General features: G+C 64.3%; 22 protein-coding genes, 1 tRNA gene and 1 pseudogene. 1 reads left to right on the top strand and 23 read right to left on the bottom strand.

Going from position 1 to position 24,024, the window contains the following annotated elements:
• Nucleotides 1-112: 112 nt before the first annotated feature.
• The 17 genes from nuoN to tpiA all read right to left on the bottom strand — a co-directional run bounded on the left by nuoN (nt 113) and on the right by tpiA (nt 16,605).
• A complete protein-coding gene (gene nuoN / locus XANALMUS060_RS02185; RefSeq protein WP_045737100.1) occupies nt 113-1,588 on the bottom strand; it encodes an NADH-quinone oxidoreductase subunit NuoN in 1,476 nt (491 codons plus the stop codon).
• A 36-nt stretch (nt 1,589-1,624) separates the two neighbouring features.
• Nucleotides 1,625-3,127 carry an NADH-quinone oxidoreductase subunit M gene (locus tag XANALMUS060_RS02180; RefSeq protein WP_045736930.1) on the bottom strand — a complete coding sequence of 501 codons (1,503 nt, stop codon included), beginning with the start codon at nt 3,125-3,127 and terminating at the stop codon, nt 1,625-1,627.
• 20 nt (nt 3,128-3,147) lie between these two features.
• Nucleotides 3,148-5,298 carry an NADH-quinone oxidoreductase subunit L gene (nuoL, locus tag XANALMUS060_RS02175; RefSeq protein WP_045736929.1) on the bottom strand — a complete coding sequence of 717 codons (2,151 nt, stop codon included), beginning with the start codon at nt 5,296-5,298 and terminating at the stop codon, nt 3,148-3,150.
• Nucleotides 5,299-5,305: 7 nt separating this feature from the next.
• On the bottom strand, nt 5,306-5,611 hold the full coding sequence (gene nuoK / locus XANALMUS060_RS02170) for an NADH-quinone oxidoreductase subunit NuoK (RefSeq protein ID WP_012915534.1): 306 nt from the start codon (nt 5,609-5,611) through the stop codon (nt 5,306-5,308).
• Nucleotides 5,608-6,258 (bottom strand): NADH-quinone oxidoreductase subunit J, encoded by a 651-nt coding sequence (locus XANALMUS060_RS02165; protein WP_045736928.1) that lies wholly within the window; start codon nt 6,256-6,258, stop codon nt 5,608-5,610. The genes nuoK and XANALMUS060_RS02165 overlap by 4 nt, the downstream gene beginning before the upstream one ends.
• Nucleotides 6,259-6,267: 9 nt before the next feature.
• Nucleotides 6,268-6,756 (bottom strand): NADH-quinone oxidoreductase subunit NuoI, encoded by a 489-nt coding sequence (gene nuoI, locus XANALMUS060_RS02160; protein ID WP_012915532.1) that lies wholly within the window; start codon nt 6,754-6,756, stop codon nt 6,268-6,270.
• A 3-nt stretch (nt 6,757-6,759) separates the two neighbouring features.
• Nucleotides 6,760-7,851, bottom strand: coding sequence for an NADH-quinone oxidoreductase subunit NuoH (gene nuoH / locus XANALMUS060_RS02155; protein ID WP_045727181.1), 1,092 nt, complete (start codon nt 7,849-7,851; stop codon nt 6,760-6,762).
• On the bottom strand, nt 7,848-10,097 hold the full coding sequence (gene nuoG, locus XANALMUS060_RS02150; RefSeq protein WP_045736927.1) for an NADH-quinone oxidoreductase subunit NuoG: 2,250 nt from the start codon (nt 10,095-10,097) through the stop codon (nt 7,848-7,850). The genes nuoH and nuoG overlap by 4 nt, the downstream gene beginning before the upstream one ends.
• Nucleotides 10,094-11,437, bottom strand: coding sequence for an NADH-quinone oxidoreductase subunit NuoF (nuoF, locus tag XANALMUS060_RS02145; RefSeq protein ID WP_045736926.1), 1,344 nt, complete (start codon nt 11,435-11,437; stop codon nt 10,094-10,096). The genes nuoG and nuoF overlap by 4 nt, the downstream gene beginning before the upstream one ends.
• Nucleotides 11,438-11,442: 5 nt before the next feature.
• A complete protein-coding gene (gene nuoE / locus XANALMUS060_RS02140; protein WP_045736925.1) occupies nt 11,443-11,970 on the bottom strand; it encodes an NADH-quinone oxidoreductase subunit NuoE in 528 nt (175 codons plus the stop codon).
• Nucleotides 11,971-12,127: 157 nt separating this feature from the next.
• Nucleotides 12,128-13,435 carry an NADH-quinone oxidoreductase subunit D gene (locus XANALMUS060_RS02135; RefSeq protein WP_045736924.1) on the bottom strand — a complete coding sequence of 436 codons (1,308 nt, stop codon included), beginning with the start codon at nt 13,433-13,435 and terminating at the stop codon, nt 12,128-12,130.
• Complete coding sequence (locus XANALMUS060_RS02130) at nt 13,432-14,181, bottom strand: NADH-quinone oxidoreductase subunit C (protein ID WP_045736923.1); 750 nt, start codon at nt 14,179-14,181, stop codon at nt 13,432-13,434. The genes XANALMUS060_RS02135 and XANALMUS060_RS02130 overlap by 4 nt, the downstream gene beginning before the upstream one ends.
• A 34-nt stretch (nt 14,182-14,215) precedes the next feature.
• Nucleotides 14,216-14,770, bottom strand: coding sequence for an NADH-quinone oxidoreductase subunit B (locus XANALMUS060_RS02125; protein ID WP_010343006.1), 555 nt, complete (start codon nt 14,768-14,770; stop codon nt 14,216-14,218).
• A complete protein-coding gene (locus XANALMUS060_RS02120) occupies nt 14,761-15,117 on the bottom strand; it encodes an NADH-quinone oxidoreductase subunit A (RefSeq protein ID WP_012915525.1) in 357 nt (118 codons plus the stop codon). The genes XANALMUS060_RS02125 and XANALMUS060_RS02120 overlap by 10 nt, the downstream gene beginning before the upstream one ends.
• Nucleotides 15,118-15,227: 110 nt before the next feature.
• A tRNA-Leu gene (locus XANALMUS060_RS02115) sits at nt 15,228-15,312 on the bottom strand.
• Nucleotides 15,313-15,361: 49 nt separating this feature from the next.
• Nucleotides 15,362-15,787 carry a preprotein translocase subunit SecG gene (gene secG, locus XANALMUS060_RS02110; RefSeq protein ID WP_045727175.1) on the bottom strand — a complete coding sequence of 142 codons (426 nt, stop codon included), beginning with the start codon at nt 15,785-15,787 and terminating at the stop codon, nt 15,362-15,364.
• Nucleotides 15,788-15,849: 62 nt separating this feature from the next.
• The gene (gene tpiA, locus XANALMUS060_RS02105; RefSeq protein WP_045736922.1) at nt 15,850-16,605 is read right to left on the bottom strand and encodes a triose-phosphate isomerase; all 756 of its coding nucleotides are present in this window, start codon (nt 16,603-16,605) and stop codon (nt 15,850-15,852) included.
• Between the two features lie 91 nt (nt 16,606-16,696).
• On the opposite strand from tpiA, the pseudogene XANALMUS060_RS18145 reads away from it, so the two are divergent.
• Nucleotides 16,697-16,858: pseudogene (locus tag XANALMUS060_RS18145) on the top strand (SDR family NAD(P)-dependent oxidoreductase); the annotation flags it as partial.
• An 88-nt stretch (nt 16,859-16,946) separates the two neighbouring features.
• On the opposite strand, the gene XANALMUS060_RS02100 reads toward XANALMUS060_RS18145, so the two are convergent.
• The 6 genes from XANALMUS060_RS02100 to glmM form a co-directional block, all read right to left on the bottom strand.
• Nucleotides 16,947-17,378, bottom strand: coding sequence for a group 1 truncated hemoglobin (locus tag XANALMUS060_RS02100; protein ID WP_152640360.1), 432 nt, complete (start codon nt 17,376-17,378; stop codon nt 16,947-16,949).
• A 13-nt stretch (nt 17,379-17,391) separates the two neighbouring features.
• On the bottom strand, nt 17,392-18,261 hold the full coding sequence (locus XANALMUS060_RS02095) for a DUF3034 family protein (RefSeq protein WP_045736920.1): 870 nt from the start codon (nt 18,259-18,261) through the stop codon (nt 17,392-17,394).
• Entirely contained in the window at nt 18,258-20,630 is a 2,373-nt protein-coding gene (locus XANALMUS060_RS02090) for an EAL domain-containing protein (RefSeq protein WP_045736919.1), read from the bottom strand. Before XANALMUS060_RS02090 ends, XANALMUS060_RS02095 begins: the two co-directional genes overlap by 4 nt.
• On the bottom strand, nt 20,627-21,265 hold the full coding sequence (locus XANALMUS060_RS02085) for a methylamine utilization protein (protein WP_045737099.1): 639 nt from the start codon (nt 21,263-21,265) through the stop codon (nt 20,627-20,629). Before XANALMUS060_RS02085 ends, XANALMUS060_RS02090 begins: the two co-directional genes overlap by 4 nt.
• Before the next feature lie 222 nt (nt 21,266-21,487).
• Complete coding sequence (locus tag XANALMUS060_RS02080; protein WP_045737098.1) at nt 21,488-22,426, bottom strand: 2-oxoglutarate and iron-dependent oxygenase domain-containing protein; 939 nt, start codon at nt 22,424-22,426, stop codon at nt 21,488-21,490.
• Between the two features lie 119 nt (nt 22,427-22,545).
• Nucleotides 22,546-23,889, bottom strand: coding sequence for a phosphoglucosamine mutase (glmM, locus tag XANALMUS060_RS02075; protein WP_045736918.1), 1,344 nt, complete (start codon nt 23,887-23,889; stop codon nt 22,546-22,548).
• Between the last annotated feature and the right edge of the window lie 135 nt (nt 23,890-24,024).

The following is a 24,024-nucleotide window of genomic DNA, read 5'->3' as shown; positions in this document are numbered from 1 at the left end:
AGGCCTACGATCACAAGCGCAATAGCGTCACATCGCCATCTGGGTAAAACGACGGCGCCGCCTTTCGGCGGCGACGTCGCAAACAATTTCGAAAACAGGCGCGGCTGCCGGCTCAAGCCAGATGCGTGAAAGCGCGCTGGCACCACGCCATCAACGGACTCCACGCGAGTCCGAACGCCAACAGGCCCAGTGCATTGACGCACAGCGTCACTCCCAGCACACGATCCTCGTTGGCCGGCAAGGGTGCGCCGACTGGCTCGTCGAAATACATCACCTTGATGACGCGCAGGTAGTAAAACGCGCCGATCACCGCGCACAGCACCGACAGCACGGCCAGGCCGGTCCACCACAGCGTTTGATCGGGTACCGCGACTACCGCACCCAGCACGGCCATCTTGGCCCAGAAACCCAGGAATGGCGGCACGCCTGCCAGCGAGGCCATGATGCACAACACTAGCAGCGCCATCCACGGGTTACGCGCATTCAAACCCTTGAAATCGTCGATCTGCTCGGCCTCGAAGCCCTTGCGCGACATCGCGATGATCGCGCCGAACGCGGCGGTGGACATCACCGCATAACAGATCGCGTAGAACAACGCCGCCGCATAACCACGCTCGCCACCGCCGGCCACACCGAGCAGCAAGAAACCGATATGCGACACCGTGGAGTAGGCCAGCATGCGCTTGAGGTTGCTCTGCGCCACCGCCATCAAATTGCCGATCACCAGCGACAGCGCCGCCAAGCCACCGATGACCCAGTGCCATTGCGAGGCCAGCGGACCCACGCCCACTTCCAGCAAACGGTACGCCATGCCGAATGCGGCGACCTTCGACGCGGAACTGATGAACAACGCGACCGGCGCGGGCGCACCTTGGTACACATCGGGCAGCCACATGTGGAACGGCGCAGCGCCCAACTTGAAGGCGATGCCGGCAATCAGGAACACCGTACCGGTGAGCAGCAGAGTGCGCTCGTGACCACTGCCAATCGCATCATGGATGGCGCTCAGACTCAGCGTACCGGTTGCGCCGTAGATCAGCGACATGCCGTAGAGCAGCAGGCCGGAAGCCAGCGAACCGAGCACGATGTACTTCATCGCCGCTTCGGCCGCCATGCCATTGTCACGACTGGAGGCGACCAACGCATAGGAGCACAGCGCCAGCAACTCCAGCCCCAGGTAGACCATCAGCAGGCTACCGGCCGAGACCAGGATCATCATGCCGACCGTGGCGAACAGCACCAGCACCGGGATCTCGCCCTGGTACAACTTGCGCTCGCGCAGGTAGCTCCAACCGTAGATCAAGGTCAACGCGCTGAGGCCGACGATCACTGTCTTCATCACCTCGGCAGCGGCATCGCGCACGAACATGCCGTTGAACACCGTGCCCTGCCCGCCAACGCCGGCCAGCAGCATGGCGAACACCGCGAACAGAATCGCCACCGAGACGATATGGGTCCAGGCCTTGTTGCGCTCGCTGATGAACAAATCGAGCATCAGCAGGGCGAAGGCACCAGCAGTCAGCGCCAACTCGGGGAGCAGGGGCGGCAGGTCGATGGTGGTCAGGGGCAGCAGCGCAGGGGTGGTCATCATCAAGTCTCTGGAATCAATACGCTCGACAGCCGCTTACAGCTTGCTGGTGGCAATCTGCGCCGCCAGCTTTGCGATCGAGGGCTCCATCAGGTCGGTCAACGGCTTCGGATACAGGCCAAGAGCGAGCACGCCGAGCGCGAACACGCCCAGCACCAACGCCTCACGGCCATTGATGTCCTTCAACTCGGCCACGTGTGCGTTGGCCACTTCGCCAAAGAACACGCGGCGATACAGCCACAGAGTGTAAGCAGCGGTGATCACCAGGGTGGTCGCCGCGCCGAAGGCGAGCAGCGGATGCGTCTGGAAGCTGGCCATGATCACCATGAACTCGCCGACAAAACCGCTGGTGCCCGGCAGGCCCGCGTTGGCCATGAAGAACAGCATGGCGAAAGTCGCGAACCATGGCATGACGTTGACCACGCCGCCGTAGTCGGCGATGCGACGACTGTGCATGCGGTCGTACAGCACACCGACGCAGGAGAACATCGCGCCGGACACGAACCCGTGCGAGATCATCTGCACCATCGCGCCCTGCAGGCCCAGCCGCGCGGCATCCACGCTCCCGAACCCGACCAGGGCGAAAGCGACGAACGCGCCGAGGGTGACGAAGCCCATGTGCGCGATCGACGAATACGCGATCAGCTTCTTCATGTCGTCCTGGACCAGAGCAACCAGGCCGACATAGACCACCGCGATCAACGACAGCGCGATCACCAGCCACGACCACTCGTTGCTGGCGTCGGGCAGGATCGGCAGGTTGAAGCGCAGGAACCCGTAGCCACCGATCTTCAGCGCGATCGCCGCCAGGATCACCGAACCGGCGGTCGGTGCCTCGACGTGCGCATCCGGCAACCAGGTGTGCACCGGGAACATCGGCACCTTCACCGCGAACGCGATGAGGAAGGCGAAGAACAGCCAGGTCTGCTCCTTGGCCGTCAGCGACAGGTGATACAGGTCGGCGAGCTGGAAGCTGCCGCCTTTCAGGTACAGGTAGATCAACCCGACCAGCATCAGCACCGAGCCGAGGAAGGTGTAGAGGAAGAACTTGACCGCCGCATAGATGCGACGCGGACCACCCCAGATGCCGATGATCAGGAACATCGGAATCAGCATCGCCTCGAAGAACACGTAGAACAGCATCGCGTCGGTGGCGGAGAAGATGCCGACGGTGACGCCTTCCAAGATCAAGAACGCGGCCACGTACTGGTTGACCCGCTTGTCGATCGAGGTCCAGGCACCGATCAGCGCCAGCACCGTGACCAGCGTGGTCAGCACGATCAACGCCACCGCGATGCCGTCGGCACCGAGGTTGTAGCCGATGTTGTAGGCCGGGATCCAAGCGTGGGTCTCGACGAACTGCAACGCATCGCTGGCGTAATCGAAGCCAGTGAGCAACGGAACGCTGAGCGCGAAGGTCAACAGCGCCACCAGCAGCGACGCCCAGCGTGCCGCACGCGCATCACGCAAGGCGAGGACCATCGCGCCACCGACGATCGGCAGCCAGATCAAGAGAGAGAGTAGAGGCCAGTTCGACACGTGATCTTATTCCGTACAGGTCAACGCCAGAAATGCATCAGCACGCCCAACAGGGCAATGAGACCGATGATCATCGCGAAGGCATAGTGATAGAGGAAACCGGACTGCGTGCGACGCAGCAGATTGGCCGCCAGGTCGACCACGCGGGCCGAACCGTTGACCATGACGCCGTCCACGACATGGGTATCGACCGCGCGCGACAGCTTGCCCAGGCGCAGACCACCACCGGCGAAACCGCCGATCCAGAGCTTGTCGAAACCGTATTTGTTCTCGAGGATCCGCACCGGCAGCGCGAAGATCTTGCGCGCCTTTGCCGCCAAGTCGGGCTTCCACAGGTACAGGAACCAGGCCAGGGCGAAGCCAGCCAAGGTCAGCCAGAACGGGGGCTGGAACAGTCCGTGCAACGCGGAAGCGACCGGCCCATGAAATTCCTCGGCCAATGCGCCGATGGTGTCGCGCGCCGGATCATAGAAATCGACAATGCCGGTGAAGAAGCTGACCGCCTGGCCCTTGATCGCCTCCGCAGCAGGATGCCCCGCCCAGTCGGTGCCGTACAGCATGGGGCCGATGGTGAGGAAGCCAATCGCGATCGACGGGATCGCCAGCAACACCAACGGCAAGGTCACCACCCACGGCGACTCGTGCGGCTCATGCGCGCCGTGATGACCATGCCCATGATCGTCGTGCGCATCGTGGGCATGCGCGTCATGGGCGCTGCCGTGATGCGCGTGATCGTCGTGTGCCGCATGCGCGTGGCGGAAGCGCTCCTGGCCGTGGAAGGTCAGGAACAGCAGGCGGAAGCTATAGAAGCTGGTGATCAACACGCCACCGAGCACGGCCCAATAACCATAGCTGGCGATGCTCCAGAACGGGGCACCCTCGGCATGATGCTTGGCCGCTTCGATAATCGTGTCCTTGGAGTAGAAGCCGGCGAAGAACGGCGTACCGACCAGGGCCAGGGTGCCGATCACGCTGGTCCAGTAGGTAATCGGCATGTACTTGCGCAGGCCGCCCATCTTGCGCATGTCCTGCTCGTGGTGCATGCCGATGATCACCGAGCCGGCGGCCAGGAACAGCAGCGCCTTGAAGAAAGCATGGGTCATCAGGTGGAATACCGCCGCCGAATACGCCGATACCCCGAGCGCCACGGTCATGTAACCCAATTGCGACAGCGTCGAATAGGCGACCACGCGCTTGATGTCGTTCTGCACGATACCGATCAGGCCGGTGAAGAACGCCGTGGTGGCACCGACGAACAGTACGAAATTCAACGCGGTCTGCGACAGTTCGAACAACGGCGACATCCGCGCCACCATGAAGATGCCAGCGGTCACCATGGTCGCGGCGTGGATCAACGCCGAGATCGGTGTCGGACCTTCCATCGAGTCGGGCAGCCACACGTGCAACGGCACCTGTGCCGACTTGCCCATCGCACCGATAAACAGGCAGGTGCAAATGATGGTGGCCACGTTCCAGGGATGGCCCGGCAACAGTTGCACATTGGCCATGCCACCCGCGGCATCGCTGCCAAGGACGGCGGTGGCATTGGCGAACACCGTGGCGTAGTCGAGATTACCGAACCACAACAGCACACCTGCGATGCCGAGGATGAAGCCGAAGTCGCCAACGCGATTGACCAGGAACGCCTTCATGTTGGCGAATACCGCAGTCGGGCGCTTGAACCAGAAGCCGATCAACAGATACGAAACCAGACCCACCGCTTCCCAGCCGAAGAACAACTGTAGGAAGTTGTTGCTCATCACCAGGCTCAGCATCGAGAAGGTGAACAACGAGATGTAGCTGAAGAAGCGCTGGTAGCCCGGATCGTCGGCCATGTAGCCGATGGTGTAGACGTGCACCAGCAGCGAGACGAAGGTCACCACCACCATCATCATCGCAGTCAGGCGGTCGACCATGAAGCCAACATGCGCCGAATACTGGCCGACCTCGAAGAAGGTGTAGAGGTTCTGATTGAACGGCGCGGCGCCCTGCCCGACCAACTGATACAGCGTCCAGCACGACAGCGCACAACTGACCGCCACGCCGAGGATGGTCGCGACCTGAGCGCCCTTGCGCCCGACCTGACGGCCAAACAGACCGGCAACGATGCTGCCGACCAGCGGCGCGAGCACCACGGCGATCAACAGACTCTTGGAGAGAGTGATATCCATCTGCGGGTCAGCCCTTGAGCGAATCGACTTCGGCCACGTTGATCGTGTGGCGGGTACGGAACAACGTCACCAGGATCGCGAGGCCGATGGCGGCTTCGGCCGCGGCCACGGTCAGGATGAAGAACACGAACAACTGGCCGGCAGCGTCGCCGAGTTCGCGAGAGAACGCGACGAAGTTGATGTTGACCGACAACAGCATCAATTCGATCGACATCAGCAGCACGATGACGTTCTTGCGATTGAGGAAGATGCCAGCCAGGCTGATGCAGAACAGCACCGCGCCAAGCGCCAGCAGATGGCCTAGGGAGATCATGGCTGGCCCTCCTGCGATGCCGCCGCCGGGGTGTGGAGCGTGGGCTTCTCCGCGTCCATCTTGACCATGCGCAGACGATCGCCGGCCTTGACGCGGGATTGTTCGCCCGGGTTCTGGGTCTTGATGCCGGTGCGCTTGCGCAGGGTCAGCATCACCGCCGCGACCACCGCCACGGTCAGGATGATGGCCGCGAACTCGAACGGCAGCAGGAACTGGGTGAACAAGGTCTTGGCCAGCCAGGCGATGTTCGAGGTATCGGCGGCCTGCGCCGCGGCATTACCGGCCGGGAACGGCGCGGCGGTGCGCGCCTTGACCCCGATCAAGGTGACCATCTGCACCAGCATCGCCACCGCGACCACCAAACCGACCGGCAGGTAGCGCACCCAGCCCTCGCGAAGGCGGGCGCTATCGATGTCGAGCATCATCACCACGAACAGGAACAGCACCATCACCGCGCCGACATAGACCAGCACCAGAGTCACGCCGAGGAACTCGGCACCCACCAGCAGCCACACGCAGGCGATGGAGAAGAACGTCAGGATCAGGCACAGCACCGCGTACACGGGGTTGCGCACGCTGATTACCGCGCCGGCGGCGACCGCGGCGATGGTGGCGAAGATCCAGAAAGCGATATTGACCCAATCCATGTCGGAACCTCAGCGGAAAGGAGCGTCGGCGGCGCGGCGCTCGGCGATCTCGGCCTCGAGCCGGTCTCCGATGGCCAGCAACTGCGGCTTGGTGACGATGTTCTCGCCGCGCTTTTCGAAGTGGTATTCCAGCACCTGGGTCTCCACGATCGAATCCACCGGGCAGCTTTCCTCGCAGAAGCCGCAGTAGATGCACTTGAACAGGTCGATATCGTAGCGGGTGGTGCGGCGGGTGCCGTCCTCGCGCTTGGTCGAGTCGATGGTGATCGCCAGCGCCGGGCACACCGCTTCGCACAGTTTGCAGGCGATGCAGCGCTCCTCGCCGTTGGGATAACGGCGCAGCGCATGCAGGCCACGGAAGCGCGGCGACTGCGGGAATTTTTCCATCGGGTACAGCACGGTGTACTTGGGACGGAACGTGTACTTCAAGGTCAGCCACAGGCCGCCGAGTAATTCCAGCAGGAGCAGGCTCTTGAAGTAATGGGTGATTTTATTCATCGCTTACACGCCCTTGTGGATCACGCCGTAGAACACCATCAATGCCGTCACCGCGATCCACACGATCGTCAACGGGATGAACACCTTCCAACCCAGGCGCATGATCTGATCGTAGCGATAACGCGGGAAGCTGGCGCGGAACCAGATGTACGCGCTGGCGAAGAACAGCACCTTGCCCAACAGCCAGGGCCAGCCGCCCTTCCAGATCCAGTCGATCCACGGCGAGATATCGGCCTGCACCCAACCCTGGATCGGGCTCAGCCAGCCGCCCAGGAAGAAGATCGAGACCAGGAAGCTGACCAGGATCATGTTGGCGTATTCGGCCAGGAAGAACAGCGCGAACGCACCGCCGGAGTATTCGACCATGTGGCCGGCGACGATTTCCGACTCGCCTTCGACCACGTCGAACGGCGCGCGGTTGGTTTCGGCCACGCCGGACACCCAGTACACGATGAATAACGGGAACAGCGGGATCAGGAACCAGTCGAAGAAGCCGGAATTGCCGACCTGCGCCTGCACGATCGTGCTGAGATTCAAGCTGCCGGCGGCGATCATCACGCCGACCAGGGCGAAACCCATCGCGATCTCGTAGCTGACCACCTGCGCCGCCGAGCGCATCGCACCGAGGAACGCGTACTTGGAGTTGGAAGCCCAGCCGGCCAGGATGATGCCGTACACGCCCAGCGAGGTCATCGCCAACAGATACAACAAGCCGGCATTGGCGTTGGACAACACCAGCTTGGCGTCGAACGGCACCACCGCCCAGGCCGCGAATGCCGGCGCCAGGGTAATCAGCGGCGCGATCACGAACATCGCCTTGTGCGAACTGCTGGGCTGGATGATTTCCTTGAACAGCAGTTTGAACACGTCGGCAAAGGCCTGGAAGATGCCCATGCCCACGTACATCGGCCCGTGGCGCACGTGCATCCAGCCGATCAGCTTGCGCTCCCAGACCACATAGAACGCCACCGCCGTAATCACCGGCACGGCGATCAGCAGGATTTTCAGCACGATCCACAGCACCACGCCGAGGGCGCCCAGGCCGAGGAACCACTGATGCAGCGGGTCGACCACGTTCAACAGCATCTCGTTCATGCGGCCACCACCGTCACCCGACCGGCACCCAGCGGCGCGGTCGCGCCGTGGCCCGTTTCGATCCAGGCCGCGCCCGGCGCGACCCGCTGATCCGTTTCCAGCGGCAAGGTGGCGCTACCCGCCGCAGTGCCGACCTTGACCATCTGCCCCGCGTGCAAACCCAGCCGCGTCGCGTCCTGCGGATGCAGGGTCACGCTGGGCGCGCGATTGAGCGGATGCTGCTGCAATGCCGGCGCACGACGCACCACCGCATCGGTGCGATAGATCGCCGGGCTCGCCGCCAGTTCCAGGCCATCGTCCTGCAGTAACGGTTGCGGCGAGGTCGACGCGGCAACCTCACGCGGCTGCAAGCTATCGCGCAAACCAGCCAGATCGGTGAATGCGAAACCGGGCAGGCCCAACTCGCCACCGAGCGCACGCAGTACACGCCAGCCTTCGCGGGCCTCGCCTGGCAATTTGCCGCCAGCGCGGGTGCGCTGGTCGTCGCCATCGAGGTTGGTCAGCGTTGCTTCGATCTCCGGCAGCGCGCCAATTGGCAGGATCACGTCGGCCACATCGCGGGTGGAGGCACAGGCGAAGTGACTGAAAGCGACCACCTTGGCGCCGGCCAGCGCGCGACGCGACGCCGCCGCGTCGGCGAAGTCCAAGCCTGGCTCCAGGCCATACAGCACATACGCGCTGCGCGGCTGCTCAAGCATCGCCGCGACGTTGCGCGCACGCGGCAGCACACCGTAACGCGCCAGACCGAGCGCATTGGCACCCTGCGGAATACGACACAACGCAGCACCGGTGGCAGCGGCGAAGTCACGCGCAGCGGCACGCAATGCCGCAGCCTGCGGATGGTTCTCGGCCAACGCACCGACGATCAGCACCGCGCGAGCGGCGGCCTGTGTGACCTGACGCAACGCGCCATCGGCCAGCACCTCGGCAAAGCGCGACGGCGCCACGATCTGGCGATCCGTCAGGTCGAAAGTAAACTCGAAGTCGACCGGATTGATCGCATACACCTGGGTGTGGCGCTGCATCTGCGCCTTGCGGATGCGGGCGTGCAGCAGCGGCAGTTCATGGCGCAAATTGCTGCCCAGGATCACCACCACCTCGGCCTGTTCGATCTGCTCCAGCGGCAGGGCGAACGGTTCGGCGAGCGCGGCATCGGAGAAGTCGCGGTTGTACACCCGGTGATCGAGATTGCCGCTGTCCAGGCCATCGGCCAAGCGTGCCAGCAGCGCGCCTTCTTCGTTGGAGGTGGACGGATGCGCCAGCACACCCAGCGCATCGCCACGGTTGGCCTTGAGAATTTCGCCAGCGGCGGCAAGCCCTTCGGCCCACGACACTTCGCGCCACTGCCCATCGACCTTGCGCAACGGCCGCAGTGCGCGGTCCTCGGCGTACAGACCCTGGTGCGAATAGCGGTCGCGGTCGGACAGCCAGCACTCGTTGACCGCCTCGTTATCGCGCGGCACGGTGCGCAGTACTTCGCCGCGACGCACGTGCAGGAACAGATTGGAGCCCATCGCGTCGTGGTAGCCCAGCGACTCGCGCGCGGTGAGTTCCCACGGGCGGGCACGGAACTGGAACACCTTGTTGGTCAGCGCGCCAACCGGGCACACATCGATGACGTTACCGGACAGCTCGGTGGTCAACGGCTTGCCGTCGTAAGTGCCGATCTGTAGGTTCTCGCCGCGGTACATGCCGCCCAGTTCGTAGGTACCGGCGATGTCAGCGGTGAAGCGCACGCAACGGGTGCACTGGATGCAGCGGGTCATCTCGGTGGCGACCAACGGACCGATGTCCTCATCGGCGACCACGCGCTTGCGCTCGTTGAAACGGCTGACCGAACGGCCATAACCCAGCGAGACGTCCTGTAACTCGCACTCCCCGCCCTGATCGCAGATCGGGCAATCCAGCGGGTGGTTGATCAGCAGAAATTCCATGACGCTGCGCTGGTACTTCAGCGCCTTGTCGCTACGGGTCTGCACCTTCATGCCGTCCATCACCGGTGTGGCGCAGGCCGGCGACGGCTTGGGCGACTTCTCCACGTCGACCAGGCACATGCGACAGTTGGCCGCGATCGGCAACTTCTCGTGGTAGCAGAAACGCGGAATCGGGATGCCGGCTTTGTCGGCAGCCTGGATGATCATCGCGCCTTTCGGCACGACCAAGGACTGACCGTCGATCTCGACGGTCACGTGCCCTTCCGGCACCACTGCCGGAGTTGCGCCGGGATTGTTGGGTTGCGCGCTCATGCGGCGGCTGCCTCCACCTTCTTGCCATCGACCATGGAATGACCGTTGACGATGTAGTACTCGAATTCGTCCCAGAACTGGCGCAAGAAACCCTGAATCGGCCAAGCCGCCGCTTCGCCGAAGGCACAGATGGTGTGGCCTTCGATCTGCCCGGCGACGGTACGCAGTTGGTGCAGGTCTTCCATGCTCGCCTTGCCGGCGACGATGCGCTCCAGCACTCGATGCATCCAGCCGGTGCCTTCGCGGCACGGGGTGCACTGCCCGCAGGATTCCTTGTGGAAGAACTGCGAGATACGGCAGGCGAACTTCACGCAGCACACGCTGTCGTCCAGCACCACGATCGCGCCCGAGCCCAGGCCGGTACCCAACGCGCGCAGGGTGTCGTAATCCATCTGCAGGCCCTTGAGTTCCTCGGCCTTGAGCACTGGCATCGACACGCCGCCCGGAATCGCGCCCTTGAGGGTGCGGCCCGGCTTCAGTCCGCCGGCCATCTCCAGCAATTCGTCGAAGGTGGTGCCCAGCGGCACCTCGAAGTTGCCGCCCTTCTGCACACAACCGGAGACCGAGAAGATCTTCGGCCCGCCGTTCTTGGTCTTGCTCAGCCCCAGGAACCATTCCGGACCGTTGCGGATGATCGCCGGCACCGAGGCGTAGGTCTCGGTGTTGTTGATCGTCGAAGGCTTGCCGTACAGACCGAAGTTGGCCGGGAACGGCGGCTTGTAGCGTGGCTGGCCCTTCTTGCCTTCCAGTGATTCCATCAGCGCGGTTTCTTCGCCGCAGATGTATGCACCAGCGCCCAGCGCACCGTAGATATCGATATCCACACCGCTACCGAGGATGTTCTTGCCCAGCCAGCCATTGGCGTAGGCATCAGCCAACGCTTGTTCGAAGTGTTCGAACGGCTCGTGGTGGAACTCACCGCGCAGGTAGTTGTAGCCCACGGTCGAGCCGGTGGCGTAGCAGGCGATCGCCATGCCCTCCACAACCGAATGCGGGTTGTAACGCAGGATGTCGCGATCCTTGCAGGTACCCGGCTCGGACTCGTCCGAATTGCACAGGATGTACTTCTGCGGCGCACCCTTGGGCATGAACGACCATTTCAGCCCAGTCGGAAAGCCGGCACCGCCGCGGCCACGCAGGTTCGACTGCTTGACCATCTCGATCACCTGTTCCGGCGGGATCTTCTCATCGAGGATCTTGCGCAGCGCGGCGTAGCCACCGGTTTTCAGATAGCTCTCGTACGACCACGGGGTGTCGTAGTGCAGCGTGGTGTAGACCACTTGGTGCGGCAGCGGCGCGGGACCGACTGGACCGGTGGGAGCGTGGTGATGTTGTGCCATTGCCGTTACTCCAACCCGTCCAGCAGCGCGTCGACCTTGTCCTTGGTCAGGTGCTCGTGATAGTGGCCGTTGATCACCATCATCGGCGCGCCAGCGCAACCGGCCAGGCATTCTTCCTCGCGCTTGAGGTAAACGCGGCCATCCGCGGTGGACTGACCCAGCTTGCAACCGAGTTTCTTCTCGGCATGGGCGACCAGATCTTCGGCGCCGTTGAGCCAGCAACTGATGTTGGTGCAGAAGGCGACGTTGTGACGGCCAACCTTTTCGGTTTCGAACATCGAGTAGAAGCTGGCGACTTCGTAGGCCCACACCGGTGGCAATTCCAGGTACTTGGCCACACCAACGATTAATTCTTCGGTCAACCAGCCCTGATTCTGCTCCTGCGCCGCATGCAGACCTTGCAGCACAGCCGAGCGCTTGCGCTCCGGCGGGAACTTGCTCAGCCAGTGATCGATGTGTGCGCGCGTCTTCTCGCTCAGCACCACCATCGGATCGACGTCGCGCGCCGTTTCAAAATTGCCTGTCGCTTTCATGCCAAAACCTCCGCGACTCGGAACCCGGGACCCGGGACCCGTGAAAGTCCTCTCCCGCTCACCGCTGCCGCATCAAAATTTCCAGTTCCACCTACCGGTAGGAGCGCCGCAGCGCCGCTCTTCGCCGATCCCAGGCCAAGGGCTACAGGACCCGACCTCATCGGTCCACCTCGCCGAACACCAGGTCGTAGGTGCCGATCATCGCCACCACGTCGGCCAGCATGTGACCACGCACGATCGCGTCCATCGACGACAGATGCACAAAACCCGGTGCGCGCAGATGCACGCGGAACGGCTTGTTGGCGCCGTCGGACATCAGGTAGCAGCCAAACTCGCCCTTTGGCGCTTCAACCGCGCAATAGGTCTCGCCGGCCGGCACGCAGTAGCCTTCGCTGAATAATTTGAAGTGATGGATCAACGCTTCCATGTCGTCCTTCATCTCGGCGCGCTTGGGCGGCGCCACCTTGAAGTTCTCGACCATCACCGGCCCTGGATTGGCCTTCAGCCACTGCACGCACTGCTTGATGATGCGGTTGGACTCACGCATCTCCGCGACGCGCACAAGATAACGGTCGTAGCAATCACCGTTGGTACCGAGCGGAATGTCGAACTGGACGCTGTCGTACTTGGCGTAAGGCTGCTTCTTGCGCAGATCCCAGGCGATACCCGACCCACGCAGCATGACCCCGGTCATGCCCCAGGCATAGGCCTGCTCCGGCGCGACCACGCCGATGCCGACGGTACGCTGCTTCCAGATGCGGTTGTCGGTGAGCAGGGTCTCGTACTCATCGACCCGACCGGGGAAGGTGTTGGTGAAGTCTTCCAGGAAGTCCAACAACGAGCCTTCGCGCGCGGCATTGAGCCGCTTCAGCGCATTGCCCTTGTGCCAGCGCGATTCCTGGTACTTGGGCATGCGGTCCGGCAGATCGCGGTAAACGCCACCGGGACGGTAGTAGGTCGCGTGCATGCGCGCGCCGGATACCGCCTCGTAGGCGTCCATCAGCTCCTCGCGCTCGCGGAACGCGTACAGCATCACCGCCATCGCGCCCAAATCCAGACCGTTGGAACCAACCCACATCAGGTGATTCAAGATGCGGGTGATTTCGTCGAACATGGTGCGGATGTACTGCGCACGCTCCGGCGCTTCGATGCCCATCAGGGTCTCGATCGCGCGCACGTAGGCGTGCTCGTTGCACATCATCGACACGTAGTCGAGGCGGTCCATGTAACCGATCGACTGGTTGAACGGCTTGGACTCGGCCAGCTTTTCGGTGCCACGATGCAGCAGGCCGATGTGCGGATCGGCGCGGACCACGGTCTCCCCGTCCATTTCCAGGATCAGGCGCAGCACACCGTGCGCGGCCGGATGCTGCGGGCCGAAATTCATCGTGTAGTTGCGGATCTCCTGCCTGGCCTCGGCAGGATTACTGGCGAACCCGTCGTGCGCCTGCTGGTACTCGCTCACTTGGCGGACTCCTTCTGTGCTTCGCCCGCCGCCGTCTGGTAGCGCGCATCGTCGCGGATCACCCGCGGCACGCCCACGCGCGGCTCGACAGAGGTCACCGGCTCGTAGATCACCCGCTGCTTCGCTTCGTCGTAGCGCACTTCGACATTGCCGATCAGCGGGAAGTCCTTGCGGAACGGATGACCGACGAAGCCGTAATCGGTGAGGATGCGCCGCAGGTCGGGATGACCGGCGAAGACCACGCCAAACAGGTCGAACGCCTCGCGCTCGAACCAGTTGGCGCCGGGCCAGATGTCGGTGACCGAGGCCACCACCGGCAAATCCTCGTTGGGCGCATAGCAGCGCACGCGCAGACGCTGGTTGTGACGATAGGACATCAGTTGCGCCAACACCGCGTAGCGCTGCTGCGGCACCGGCAACGGCTGGGCGCCGCCATCGGCTTCGCCACTGGGGAACTCACCCCAGGCGAAACGACCCACGGCCTTGCCTTCGACTCCGCGGCTGAAGCCGTGCGAGGACACGTCCGAGGTATCCCACTCGTCGCTGCCATAGCCCAGATAGTCGACGCCGCACAAGTCGGTCAATTGCTCGAAACCGAACTCATCGCGCAGCGCCAGACAGGTGGCGTGCCAGGCATCGGCTGCCACTTCCAGAGTGACTTCGCCGCGCGGAAAGGCTACGAACACCCGGCTACCCGGGAAACGGGCACCGAGTCGGTCGCTAAAGGAAGATGCTTGCTCTGCCATGGGGACTTGGCGTGCTCTCGAAGGAAATGAGGAATCAGCGCGCGATGGTCTGGGTTCGCCAGATCTTCTTCTGCAGCTGCAAGATGCCGTAGACCAGCGCCTCGGCGGTCGGCGGGCAGCCCGGGACGTAGACGTCCACCGGCACGATGCGATCGCAGCCGCGCACCACCGAATACGAATAGTGGTAGTAGCCGCCGCCGTTGGCGCAACTCCCCATCGAGATGACCCACTTCGGGTCCGGCATCTGGTCGTAGACCTTGCGCAGCGCCGGGGCCATCTTGTTGACCAGGGTGCCGGCGACGATCATCACGTCGGATTGGCGCGGCGACGGGCGAAACACCACACCGTAGCGATCCAGGTCCAAGCGCGCGGCGCCGGCATGCATCATCTCCACCGCACAGCAGGCCAAGCCGAAGGTCATCGGCCACATCGAGCCGGTCCGCGCCCAGTTCAGCAGCGCATCGACACTCGTGGTGACGTAACCCTTTTCCAGCAGCGGGTTCTCACCTTCCGGGCGCAGGATGTCGTCCACCCGCCCTTCCGGGATCGGGTTGGTCATCAGGCGATCCAGGGTCTGAATCACTCCCATTCCAGCGCTCCCTTCTTCCACACGTAAACAAAACCGAGAAACAGCATGCCGACGAACAGGCCCATGGTGACCAGGGAGCGAGCACCCAGGTCCATGAACACCTGCGTCCAGGGCACGATGAAGATGATTTCCAGATCGAAGACGATGAACTGGATGGCGATAAGGTAATAGCGCACGTCGAACTTCATGCGCGCATCCTCGAACGCCTCGAAGCCGCACTCGTAGGGCGAGAGCTTCTTCAGGTCAGGACGCCGGGGACCGAGGAACCGCCCTATCAACATCAGCGCAACGCCGATGCCGGTGGCCACGATCAGAAACAGCAGGGTCGGCAAATATTCGGCCAGCACTCGCGATTCTCTCTTGCCTTTGCCCACGCGCGTAGCGCGCAGACATGGGGTAGGCGATCTCCTGGACGAAGGCAAAACACCCCTTCGCACAAAAAACCGCAGCCAAACAATGGTGCCCAAGAGGGGACTCGAACCCCTACGACCTAAGTCGCTACCACCTCAAGGTAGTGCGTCTACCAATTCCGCCACCTGGGCCTGCATCACATGCGCGGCAATCCCGCCGCGCAACATAGTGTAACCGTCTTCAGTGTTTCTGCGATGGGGCCGGCGACTTTTCTTGCTCCTTCTCCGCTGCCGGGGCGGCGGGCGGAGCCACCGCCGGCGCGACCGGAGCCGACGATGGCGCCCGCGGAATCTGCAATTCACCGGCCGGCGCGGCCTGCACCGGGACCGCACCCTGCGACATCACACCCAGGTTGGCATCGGCCGGACGCGCGCTGTGAGCAGCGTACCAAGCCATGAAAAGGCTGATGGCAAAGAACGCCACCGCCAGCCACTTGGTCGTCTTGGACAGGAAGTTGGACGCACCACGCGACCCGAACACCGTACCGGACGCACCTGCGCCGAACCCGGAGCCCGCCGCCGCACCGGCACCGCGCTGCATCAGGATCAGCGCGATCATTGCGATCGCCACCAACACGTACACCACATTGAGGATGACAATCAGCATTTCGAGATCCGTCCAGACAGTACGACTTGAAGTACGAGCAATCGCCAGCGGCGATGACCAAATTAACGGGAGGCCGCCGCTTGCACGATGGCCAGGAATTGCGCGGCATCCAGCGAGGCGCCGCCGACCAGCCCGCCATCGACATCGGGCTGTGCGAACAGCTCGGCGGCGTTATCGGGCTTGACACTGCCGCCATACAGGATAGGCAGCGAATCTGCGATTCTAGCATCGCGGACAGCCACTTCGCCACGAATGAAGGCATGTACCGCCTGCGCCTGCGCCGGGCTGGCGGTACGTCCGGTACCGATTGCCCACACCGGCTCGTAGGAGATCACCGCGTTGGCGAAGCCCTCGCCCCCGACCAGGCACAGCACCGGCGTCAGTTGCGCGGCGATCGCCGCCTCGGTCTGCTCGGCCTGACGCTGCTCCAGGGTCTCGCCCACGCACAGGATCGGGCGTAACCCGGCAGCGATGACCGCAGCGAATTTGCGCGCCACCAGTTCACTGCTCTCATGGTGATACTGACGCCGCTCCGAGTGCCCAACCAACCCATAGTCGGCACCGACATCGACCAGCATCGCCGCCGAAACCTCGCCCGTATAGGCGCCCTGCACGTTGCTACTGACATCCTGGGCTCCGAAACGCAACGTAGGACGCTGGAAGGTCTGGATCAGGCCGGCCAGATACGGCAATGGCGGCAGAATCACCACCTCCACCGCATCGTCGGACAACCCTGCGACCACCGCCTGCAGCAGCGCGTGGGCAACCTGGCCGGTGCCATGCAATTTCCAATTTGCAGCTACGATCTTGCGTCGCATCGGCGCATTTCTCGGCAAAATTTGCCCAAAGAATAGCCGATGCGGCACCAAGGCCCGCCATCCCAACTCCCCGCACCGAGACCGCACCACCATGCCCACGCCTCCAGGCTACGCCCTGATTACCGGCGCATCCAGCGGCATCGGCGGCGAAATCGCCAGCGAATACGCCAGACGTGGCATCCCGCTGATCCTGAGCGCACGGCGCGCAGCGCTGGCCGAGGAGCTGCGTCCACAGCTACCCGTGGACATCGTGATCGGTGGAATAGCGCACCGCCTACCCGTCCGGCGGCGACCGCCGTCATCCGCATGCTGCGCTGGATGGAGGGAAGCGCGGCACGCGCCTATGGCTGATTGACGATATCGCCATGCAGCGGGGCCAGCCTTGCCAGCAGCCGGTTCTGGGTGCGACGCGGGATGCCGCGCTGGTCCATCGCCCACACCAGGTCCTCGACCAGCGCGTTGAAGTCCGCCTCGTGGATCGGCAAATGCTGGTGCGCCTGCTTCATCGGCTTGGCGGTGTCGGCGCACGGGCCATCACTGAGGTGGCAGAACTTCTGTACCAAACGCTGGTTCAGCATCACGATGTTGACCCGGGCGAAGTGCTGGACGATCCGTGGGTCGTCGGCGATGCGCGACAGCAGGGTCTCCACCAGCGCATCGATGCCGGGCTGGCCGCCCAGGTCGGTGTACAGCGTGCGCGGCGGCGGCGGAGCGCTGGCGCAACCGGCCAACAGCACTGCCGTCGCCAGCAGGATCGGGGTCAGTACACGCATCGGCCGAATCATGTCAGAACGCTACCTGCAGGGAGAGATAGGGCCCGCGCTGGTCGCGCAGGGTGGCCACGTCCCCGAGCTCGGCCCAGGCGCCGACCACGGACACGCGCTTGTTCGGGAACCATGCCACGAACGCGTCCGCCCAGGCCTGCTCGCGGGCGAATCCGAGGTTGTCCGGCTTCTGCCGGTATTCCAGGCCCAGCACCCAGGACGGATCCAGCACCACCGCAACGCTGGCCTCGGCCATCAGCCGATACGCATTGCCGCGGTCGCCGCCGAAACCGAGCAACCCGGTCTGGTTGGCGCGGGTGGCGCGCACCGTGCCGTTGACCAGCAACTGGTAGCCGCCTGCCGCGTCCAGCCACAGTTTGGCGGCGCTGAGATAGACGTCGGTGCCATGGTCGGCGCGCGCGCCGATCGCCAGCGGCAGGGTGCCGTCACGCAGCCGCTTGTACTGAACGCCCAGCGCGACCTGCGGCGCGGCCCCGTAGACCAGGTCACCGCCCAGCCGCAACTTGGCACCGACCACGTCCTGGCCGAGCGCATTCCACGGCAGCGCCAGGCGCCGCTGCAACGTACCGAGGTCCAGGCGCTGCCGCGCCAGCGACAGTTCCAGACGGTTGTCCAGGGTCAGCGCCGCACCCTGCACGTCCAGCCGGTAATCGCCGCTGTCCACATGTGTGGCGAACAACACCGCACCATCCTGATCGCGCGTGCCGTAGCCGGACAAGGTCGCCCACGGCACGATGCCGCCACCGCCGCTGCCCTCCACGCTGGAGGCGCCACCGGTGGCCAGCAGCCGTCCCTGCCCGCCCCAGGCCAACGCTGGCAGCAAGGCCGCAGCCACCAGCAACGTACTTCGTGGAAGTCGGGTTCGGGTCATCGGGAAGTCTCCTTGATCGGCGCCGACGTTACCGCGCCCGCCTTCCCGCGCTGAGCGCACCAGGCCAGCAAGGCCGGCGGGTCGAGCGGCTGAGCATACAGATAGCCCTGCGCCATGTCGCAGCCGTAGCCGCGCAGCAAAGTCTCGGCCGCCGCATGCTCCACGCCCTCGGCAACCACCTTCAAGCCCATGTGGTGCCCCAGGTCGATGGTACTGCGAACGATCACCGCGTCGTCGCTGCCCTCGGCCAACTGCAATACGAAACTCTTGTCGATCTTCAGCTCCTGAACCGGCATGCGCTTGAGCTGCGCCAGCGACGAATACCCCGTGCCGAAGTCATCGATGGACAGGCGCACGCCGCAGCGGCGCAGTTGCTGCAGCATGTGCAGGGCGTGCTCGACATCGCGCATCAGCGCGCTTTCGGTCAGCTCCAGGGTCAAGCGCGGCGCAGCCAGGCCATGCCGTGCCAGGCAACCGCTGACGAAGGCCGGCAAGCCCGGATCGTTGAGGTCCAGCGCCGACAGGTTGATCGCCAGACCAAGATCCAGGCCCTGACCGCGCCACAGCGCCTGCAGGCGCATCGCCTCGTCGAGCACGAACTGGGTGAGCGGCTGGATCGCCCCGGAGTGCTCGGCCAATGGAATGAACTCGTCCGGCCCGATCGGGCCGAGCTGCGGATGCTGCCAGCGCAGCAATACCTCCACCTGTTCGACCTCGCCGCGCGCCAGGCAGATCTTCGGCTGGAAGCGCAGCGACATCTCGCCACGCGCGATCGCCTGGCGCAGATCGCCGGTCAGACGCAGGCGGCGCAGGTGCTGCTCGTCCTGCCCGTCGCGGTACACGGATGCACCGGTGCCGAGTTGCCGCGCCTGCTGACGGGCAATATCGGCGCGGCGCATCAGGGTGTCGGCATCGGCGCCATGCGCGGGAATCAGTGCGATGCCGATGCTCGCATCGGCCAGGATCCGCGCCTGCGGCAGGATCAGCGGGTGCCGCAGTTGCGCCAGCAACTCGGCGGCATAGGCATCCACCTCTGCGGCATCGCAGCGCGCCAGCACCACCATGAATTCATCGCTGCCGAGCCGACCGACCAGATCCGGCGCACGTACCGCCTGTTCCAGCCGGCGCCCGGTATGGACCAGCACCTGATCGGCGAAATCATGGCCGAAACTATCATTGATTTCCTTGAAACGTTCCATGTCCAGCACTAACACAGCCGCAGTGCTGGCATCGCTATGGCACGCCTCGACCACGGCCTGCAAGTGCTGCAGCAGCGCCGTGCGGTTGGGCAATCCGGTCAGTGCATCGTGCCGCGCCTGATGCAGGATGTCCTGCTCGCGGCTGGCGATGTGGCGCTGCATGGCGCCGAAGCTGTTCGCCAGTTCGGTCAGCTCGGCGCCGGCTTGCAGCGGCAGCAACGTCTGATAGTCGCCGTACTGGATGCGACGCGTCGCCGCGACCAGTTGCGCAACCGGGCGGCTGACCCCACGCGCCAGGAAGATCGCCACCACCAACGCGGCCAAGGTGGCCACGCCAGCCAGGATCAGAATGCGCAGCTTCAGCAAGCGGTACGGCGCATCGGCGCGGTCCAGCGATGCCTGCAGCGCGACCATGACGCGGCCTTCGTCGGACGCCGGTCGCACCCGCACGAGGTACCGCGCCTGCCCAAGCAGGAGCGGCTGTGCGGCCGTCGATGCCAACGGCGTGCGCCGCAACTGCTGCTGGAACTGCTCGGCGCGCAACGGATCCAGGGTCGAGGCCAGCACCTGCGGCGTGCCCTGAATGCTAAAAAAGGTCGCGTCCAATCCGGTGGTGCTGGTGAAGTCCTGACCGAGCTCGGCGCCGGATTCCCCGCCGATAGCGACCCAGCCGACCCGTTGCGGCGCAAGCACCTGCACCAGTGCCAGACGCATGAGGCGCCGGTCCAGCACCACGATGCCAGACGCGCTGCCGTCGCGCTGTGCCTGCCGCAACAGCGGCTGCACGGCACGCAGTTGTTGCGCCTGCGGCAGCGGTGAGAGTCCGGCCAGGAACTGGCCGTCGGCCGATAACAGCAGGGCACTGGGCGCGTGCACGCGCGCGGCATGATTACGCAGCGCCGACTGCATGGTCGGCACGTCGCCGCTGGTCACTGCGGCGCGGAAACCGAAATCGTCGGCGAGCACCGAGGCGGCCTGCAACAGTTGCTCGTCGCGGCGCTGGTCGATGCTATGCCACACAAGCTCACCGGTGCGCAGCTCATCATCCAGTTGCGCGGCGACACTGCGCTTGGTCGCCACGTGCACGACCAGGAACGTCAGCGCCTGTGCCGCCAGCACCACCAGCACCACCAGTGCGGCGATGCGGGTGTGCAACCGCCAAGGCTTCATCGCGTCGGCGCCGTCTGGCTGCGACGGAATTTGTCCTGCAATGCACGAATACGCGGATCCTCCGGGACGACCTGCGCCGGCCCACGGGTGGACAGCAGCACCGTTTGGCGCAGCGGGGCACGCGCCACCTGCAGCGACTGCGAATAGCCGGCACCGCTCAGGCGCGGATGCCATACCCGCAGTTCGTATGCGCCGGGCGGCACGTCCAGTCGCACCTGCGCGTCGGCACCAGTCACGGCGAAATACGGGGTATCGAGCACCATCACGTAGCCGACCATCCAGTCATGGATGTTGCAGCCCACCGTGACCAGGCCCGGTTGATCGAAGCGCACCGGCTTGGCAGTGCTGCCCTGGTATAGCGGCAGCTCGAAGCGCTTGGCCGGCGAGAAGGAATATACCTGGTGACGGATCTGATCGCGGTTGGGAAAGCGCACCAAGCTACCGACCTGCACCGCCAGCACAGCAGGCACGAACTGCGAGTTGACCTGATCCATCGTCGCCGTCACCGACGACGCCGGCGAGGCCTGACGTGTCGGCGTGGCCGGTTGCAGACTGACCACGGCATCGGCCAGCGGCCCGGCGGCATCGGTCACGACCACTGTGACCGGCGTGGCCGCTGCCGGCAACACAGCCAGCCCAAGCACCACTGCGAGCCAGCAGTGGCGACCTTGCCGCCCGAAGGATCTCGTCCGCCTTGTCATCGCACCCTCTCTACGGGCCCGGCTGGCAGCGCCCGGACCTTCCGGACGGCGCGTCGAGGGCGACCTGCAAATGATATCGACCGTGACCGGACCCGGCTTTAGGCCGTTCCCGGCCGCTGAGCGTCCCGGCGGCGGCACGGAGCGTTGCGGGCGAGGTTACCTCAGATTGATCTCGCGCAGGCGCTCTTCCAGATAGCCCTGCGCGGTGATCGGCTCGGGATAGCGATTGGGATTGTCGGCACTGATGCACACGGGCAGCACGTCGATCAGGAAATCCGGGTTCGGATGCAGGAAAAACGGCACCGAATAACGCGGCGCGCGCGCCTGCTCCCCCGGCGGATTGATCACGCGATGCGTGGTCGAGGGATACACATGATTGGTCAGCCGCTGCAACATATCGCCGATGTTGACCACGATGGTATCGGCGTCGGAGGTAAACGGCACCCATTCGCCCTGCCTGGACTTCACTTCCAAACCGGCGGCGCTAGCCCCGACTAGCAGCGTGATCAGATTGATGTCCTCATGAGCGCCGGCGCGCACGTTGGGGATGTCGTCGGCGGTAATCGGCGGATAATGGATCGGGCGCAGGATCGAATTGCCCGAGTCGGTCTTGTCGACAAAATAGTGCTCGGGCAGGCCGATATGCAGCGCCAGCGCGGACAGCACCCGCGCACCGAGTCGATCCAGCGACTGGTACAAGCCATAGCCGTGTGCGCGAAACTCCGGCACTTCGCTCGGCCACACGTTAGGCGGCATCACCTCGCGGTACTTGGCATGGTCGGCGATGTCGCGACCGATATGCCAGAACTCTTTCAGGTCGAAGTGCTGAGCACCCTTGGCGGTCTCTACGCCAAAAGGGGTGTAACCGCGCGCACCGCCGCCGCCGGGCACGTGGTATTTGCGCTTGACCGCTTCGGGCAAGGCAAAGAACGCCTTGAATACAGCATAGGCGGCATCGATCTGCGCCTGTGCGATGCCGTGGTGACGGATACCGGCAAACCCCCACTCGCGGTACGCCGCACCCAGTTCGGCGACGAAGGCGTCGCGGTCGCTGTCAAAGCGGGTGATGTCCAAGGTGGGAATGCGCGCGGTCATGGCAACAATGGTCATCGTCTTCAAAAGGATGCAAACACCGCACTCAACACAATAGGCGATACAGGAGGTAAAACGTGGCCGCCTTGGCAATCACCACCACGATGCCGATGACGATCGACTCACGCCGCGTCACGGACCGCCTCGACGAGTGCATCCAAAGTGCGGCGCATCAATTCGACATCGTCGGCTTCGACCGTGACCCGCACCACCGGCTCGGTGCCGGAAGCGCGCAGGAAAGCACGCCCGCGCCCCTGCACTGCCGCCTGCGCCGCCACCTGCGCGGCCTGCACACTGGCCGCCTCCAGCGGGCGCACACCGGGCTGCAAGCGCACGTTGATCGTCTGCTGCGGCACTTTGTGCAGGTCTTTCAGCGCCTGACGCAAGTTCTGGCCGGAGCGTTTGAGCACTTCCAGCACCTGCAACGCACTCACGATGGCATCGCCTGTGGTGGCCCGATCCAGGCACAGCATGTGCCCGGAGGTCTCGCCGCCGAGCACACCGCCGTGTTCGACCAGCGCCTGATGGACGTTGCGGTCGCCGACCTTGGCGCGCAGGAAGGGCAACTGCAACTGCGCCAACGCCTTTTCCAGCCCGTAGTTGGTCATCAGCGTACCGACCACCGGCCCGCGCAAGCGGCCAGTGGCGTGCCAGCCGCACGCCAGCACATACAGCAAGTCGTCGCCATCGACCGGATTGCCCTGGTCGTCGGCCATCAACACGCGGTCGCCGTCACCGTCGAAGGCAATGCCCAGGTGCGCGCCGTGACGGCGCACGTGATCGGCCAGGGTGTCGATATGCATCGAGCCGACGCCGGCATTGATATTGAGCCCGTCCGGCGCCGCGCCAATGGCGATCACCTCCGCGCCCAGTTCGCGGAACAATAGCGGCGCGATGTGATAGGTCGCGCCATGCGCGCAGTCCAACACCAGCTTCAACCCGCGCAAATCGAAACCGCGCGAGACGCTGGCCTTGCAGAATTCGATGTAGCGGCCGATCGCATCGCGCGCGCGCATCGCCTTGCCCAGACGCTCCGATTCCACCGTGGCGAACGGCGCATCGAGTGCCGCTTCAATCGCCAGCTCGGTCGCATCGTCGAGCTTCTCGCCCTCGGCGGAAAAGAACTTGATGCCGTTGTCGTAGTGCGGATTGTGCGAAGCGCTAATGACGATGCCGGCATCGGCCCCGAGCGTGCGGGTCAAAAACGCTACGGCCGGCGTCGGCATCGGACCGAACAACTGTACGTTGGTGCCTGCCGCGACCAGCCCTGCCTCCAGCGCCGACTCGAACATGTACCCGGAAATGCGCGTGTCCTTGCCGATCACCACGGTCGGCTGTGCATTGCCCGAGGCGACCAACACCCTGCCCAGCGCGTTGCCCAGGCGCATGACGAAATCGGCCGAAATCGCTCCCTGGCCGACCCGACCACGGATGCCATCGGTGCCGAAATACTTGCGCACGCTCATACAGTCGGGACTCGGGAATCGGGACCGGGGACCCAGGGAAAGCGCACAGCGCTGCCAGCGATGGACGCCCGCGCGCGGGTTGCGCGATACATCCGCTGCGAGAAACCGCCTGACCCGGGACCCGGGTCTCGGGTC

The organism is Xanthomonas sp. MUS 060 (assembly GCF_000963215.1).
In the GTDB taxonomy this organism is placed as follows: domain Bacteria; phylum Pseudomonadota; class Gammaproteobacteria; order Xanthomonadales; family Xanthomonadaceae; genus Xanthomonas_A.
Note: the sequence above shows the minus strand (reverse complement) of the source record. Positions and strands in the feature narration are given on the sequence as shown.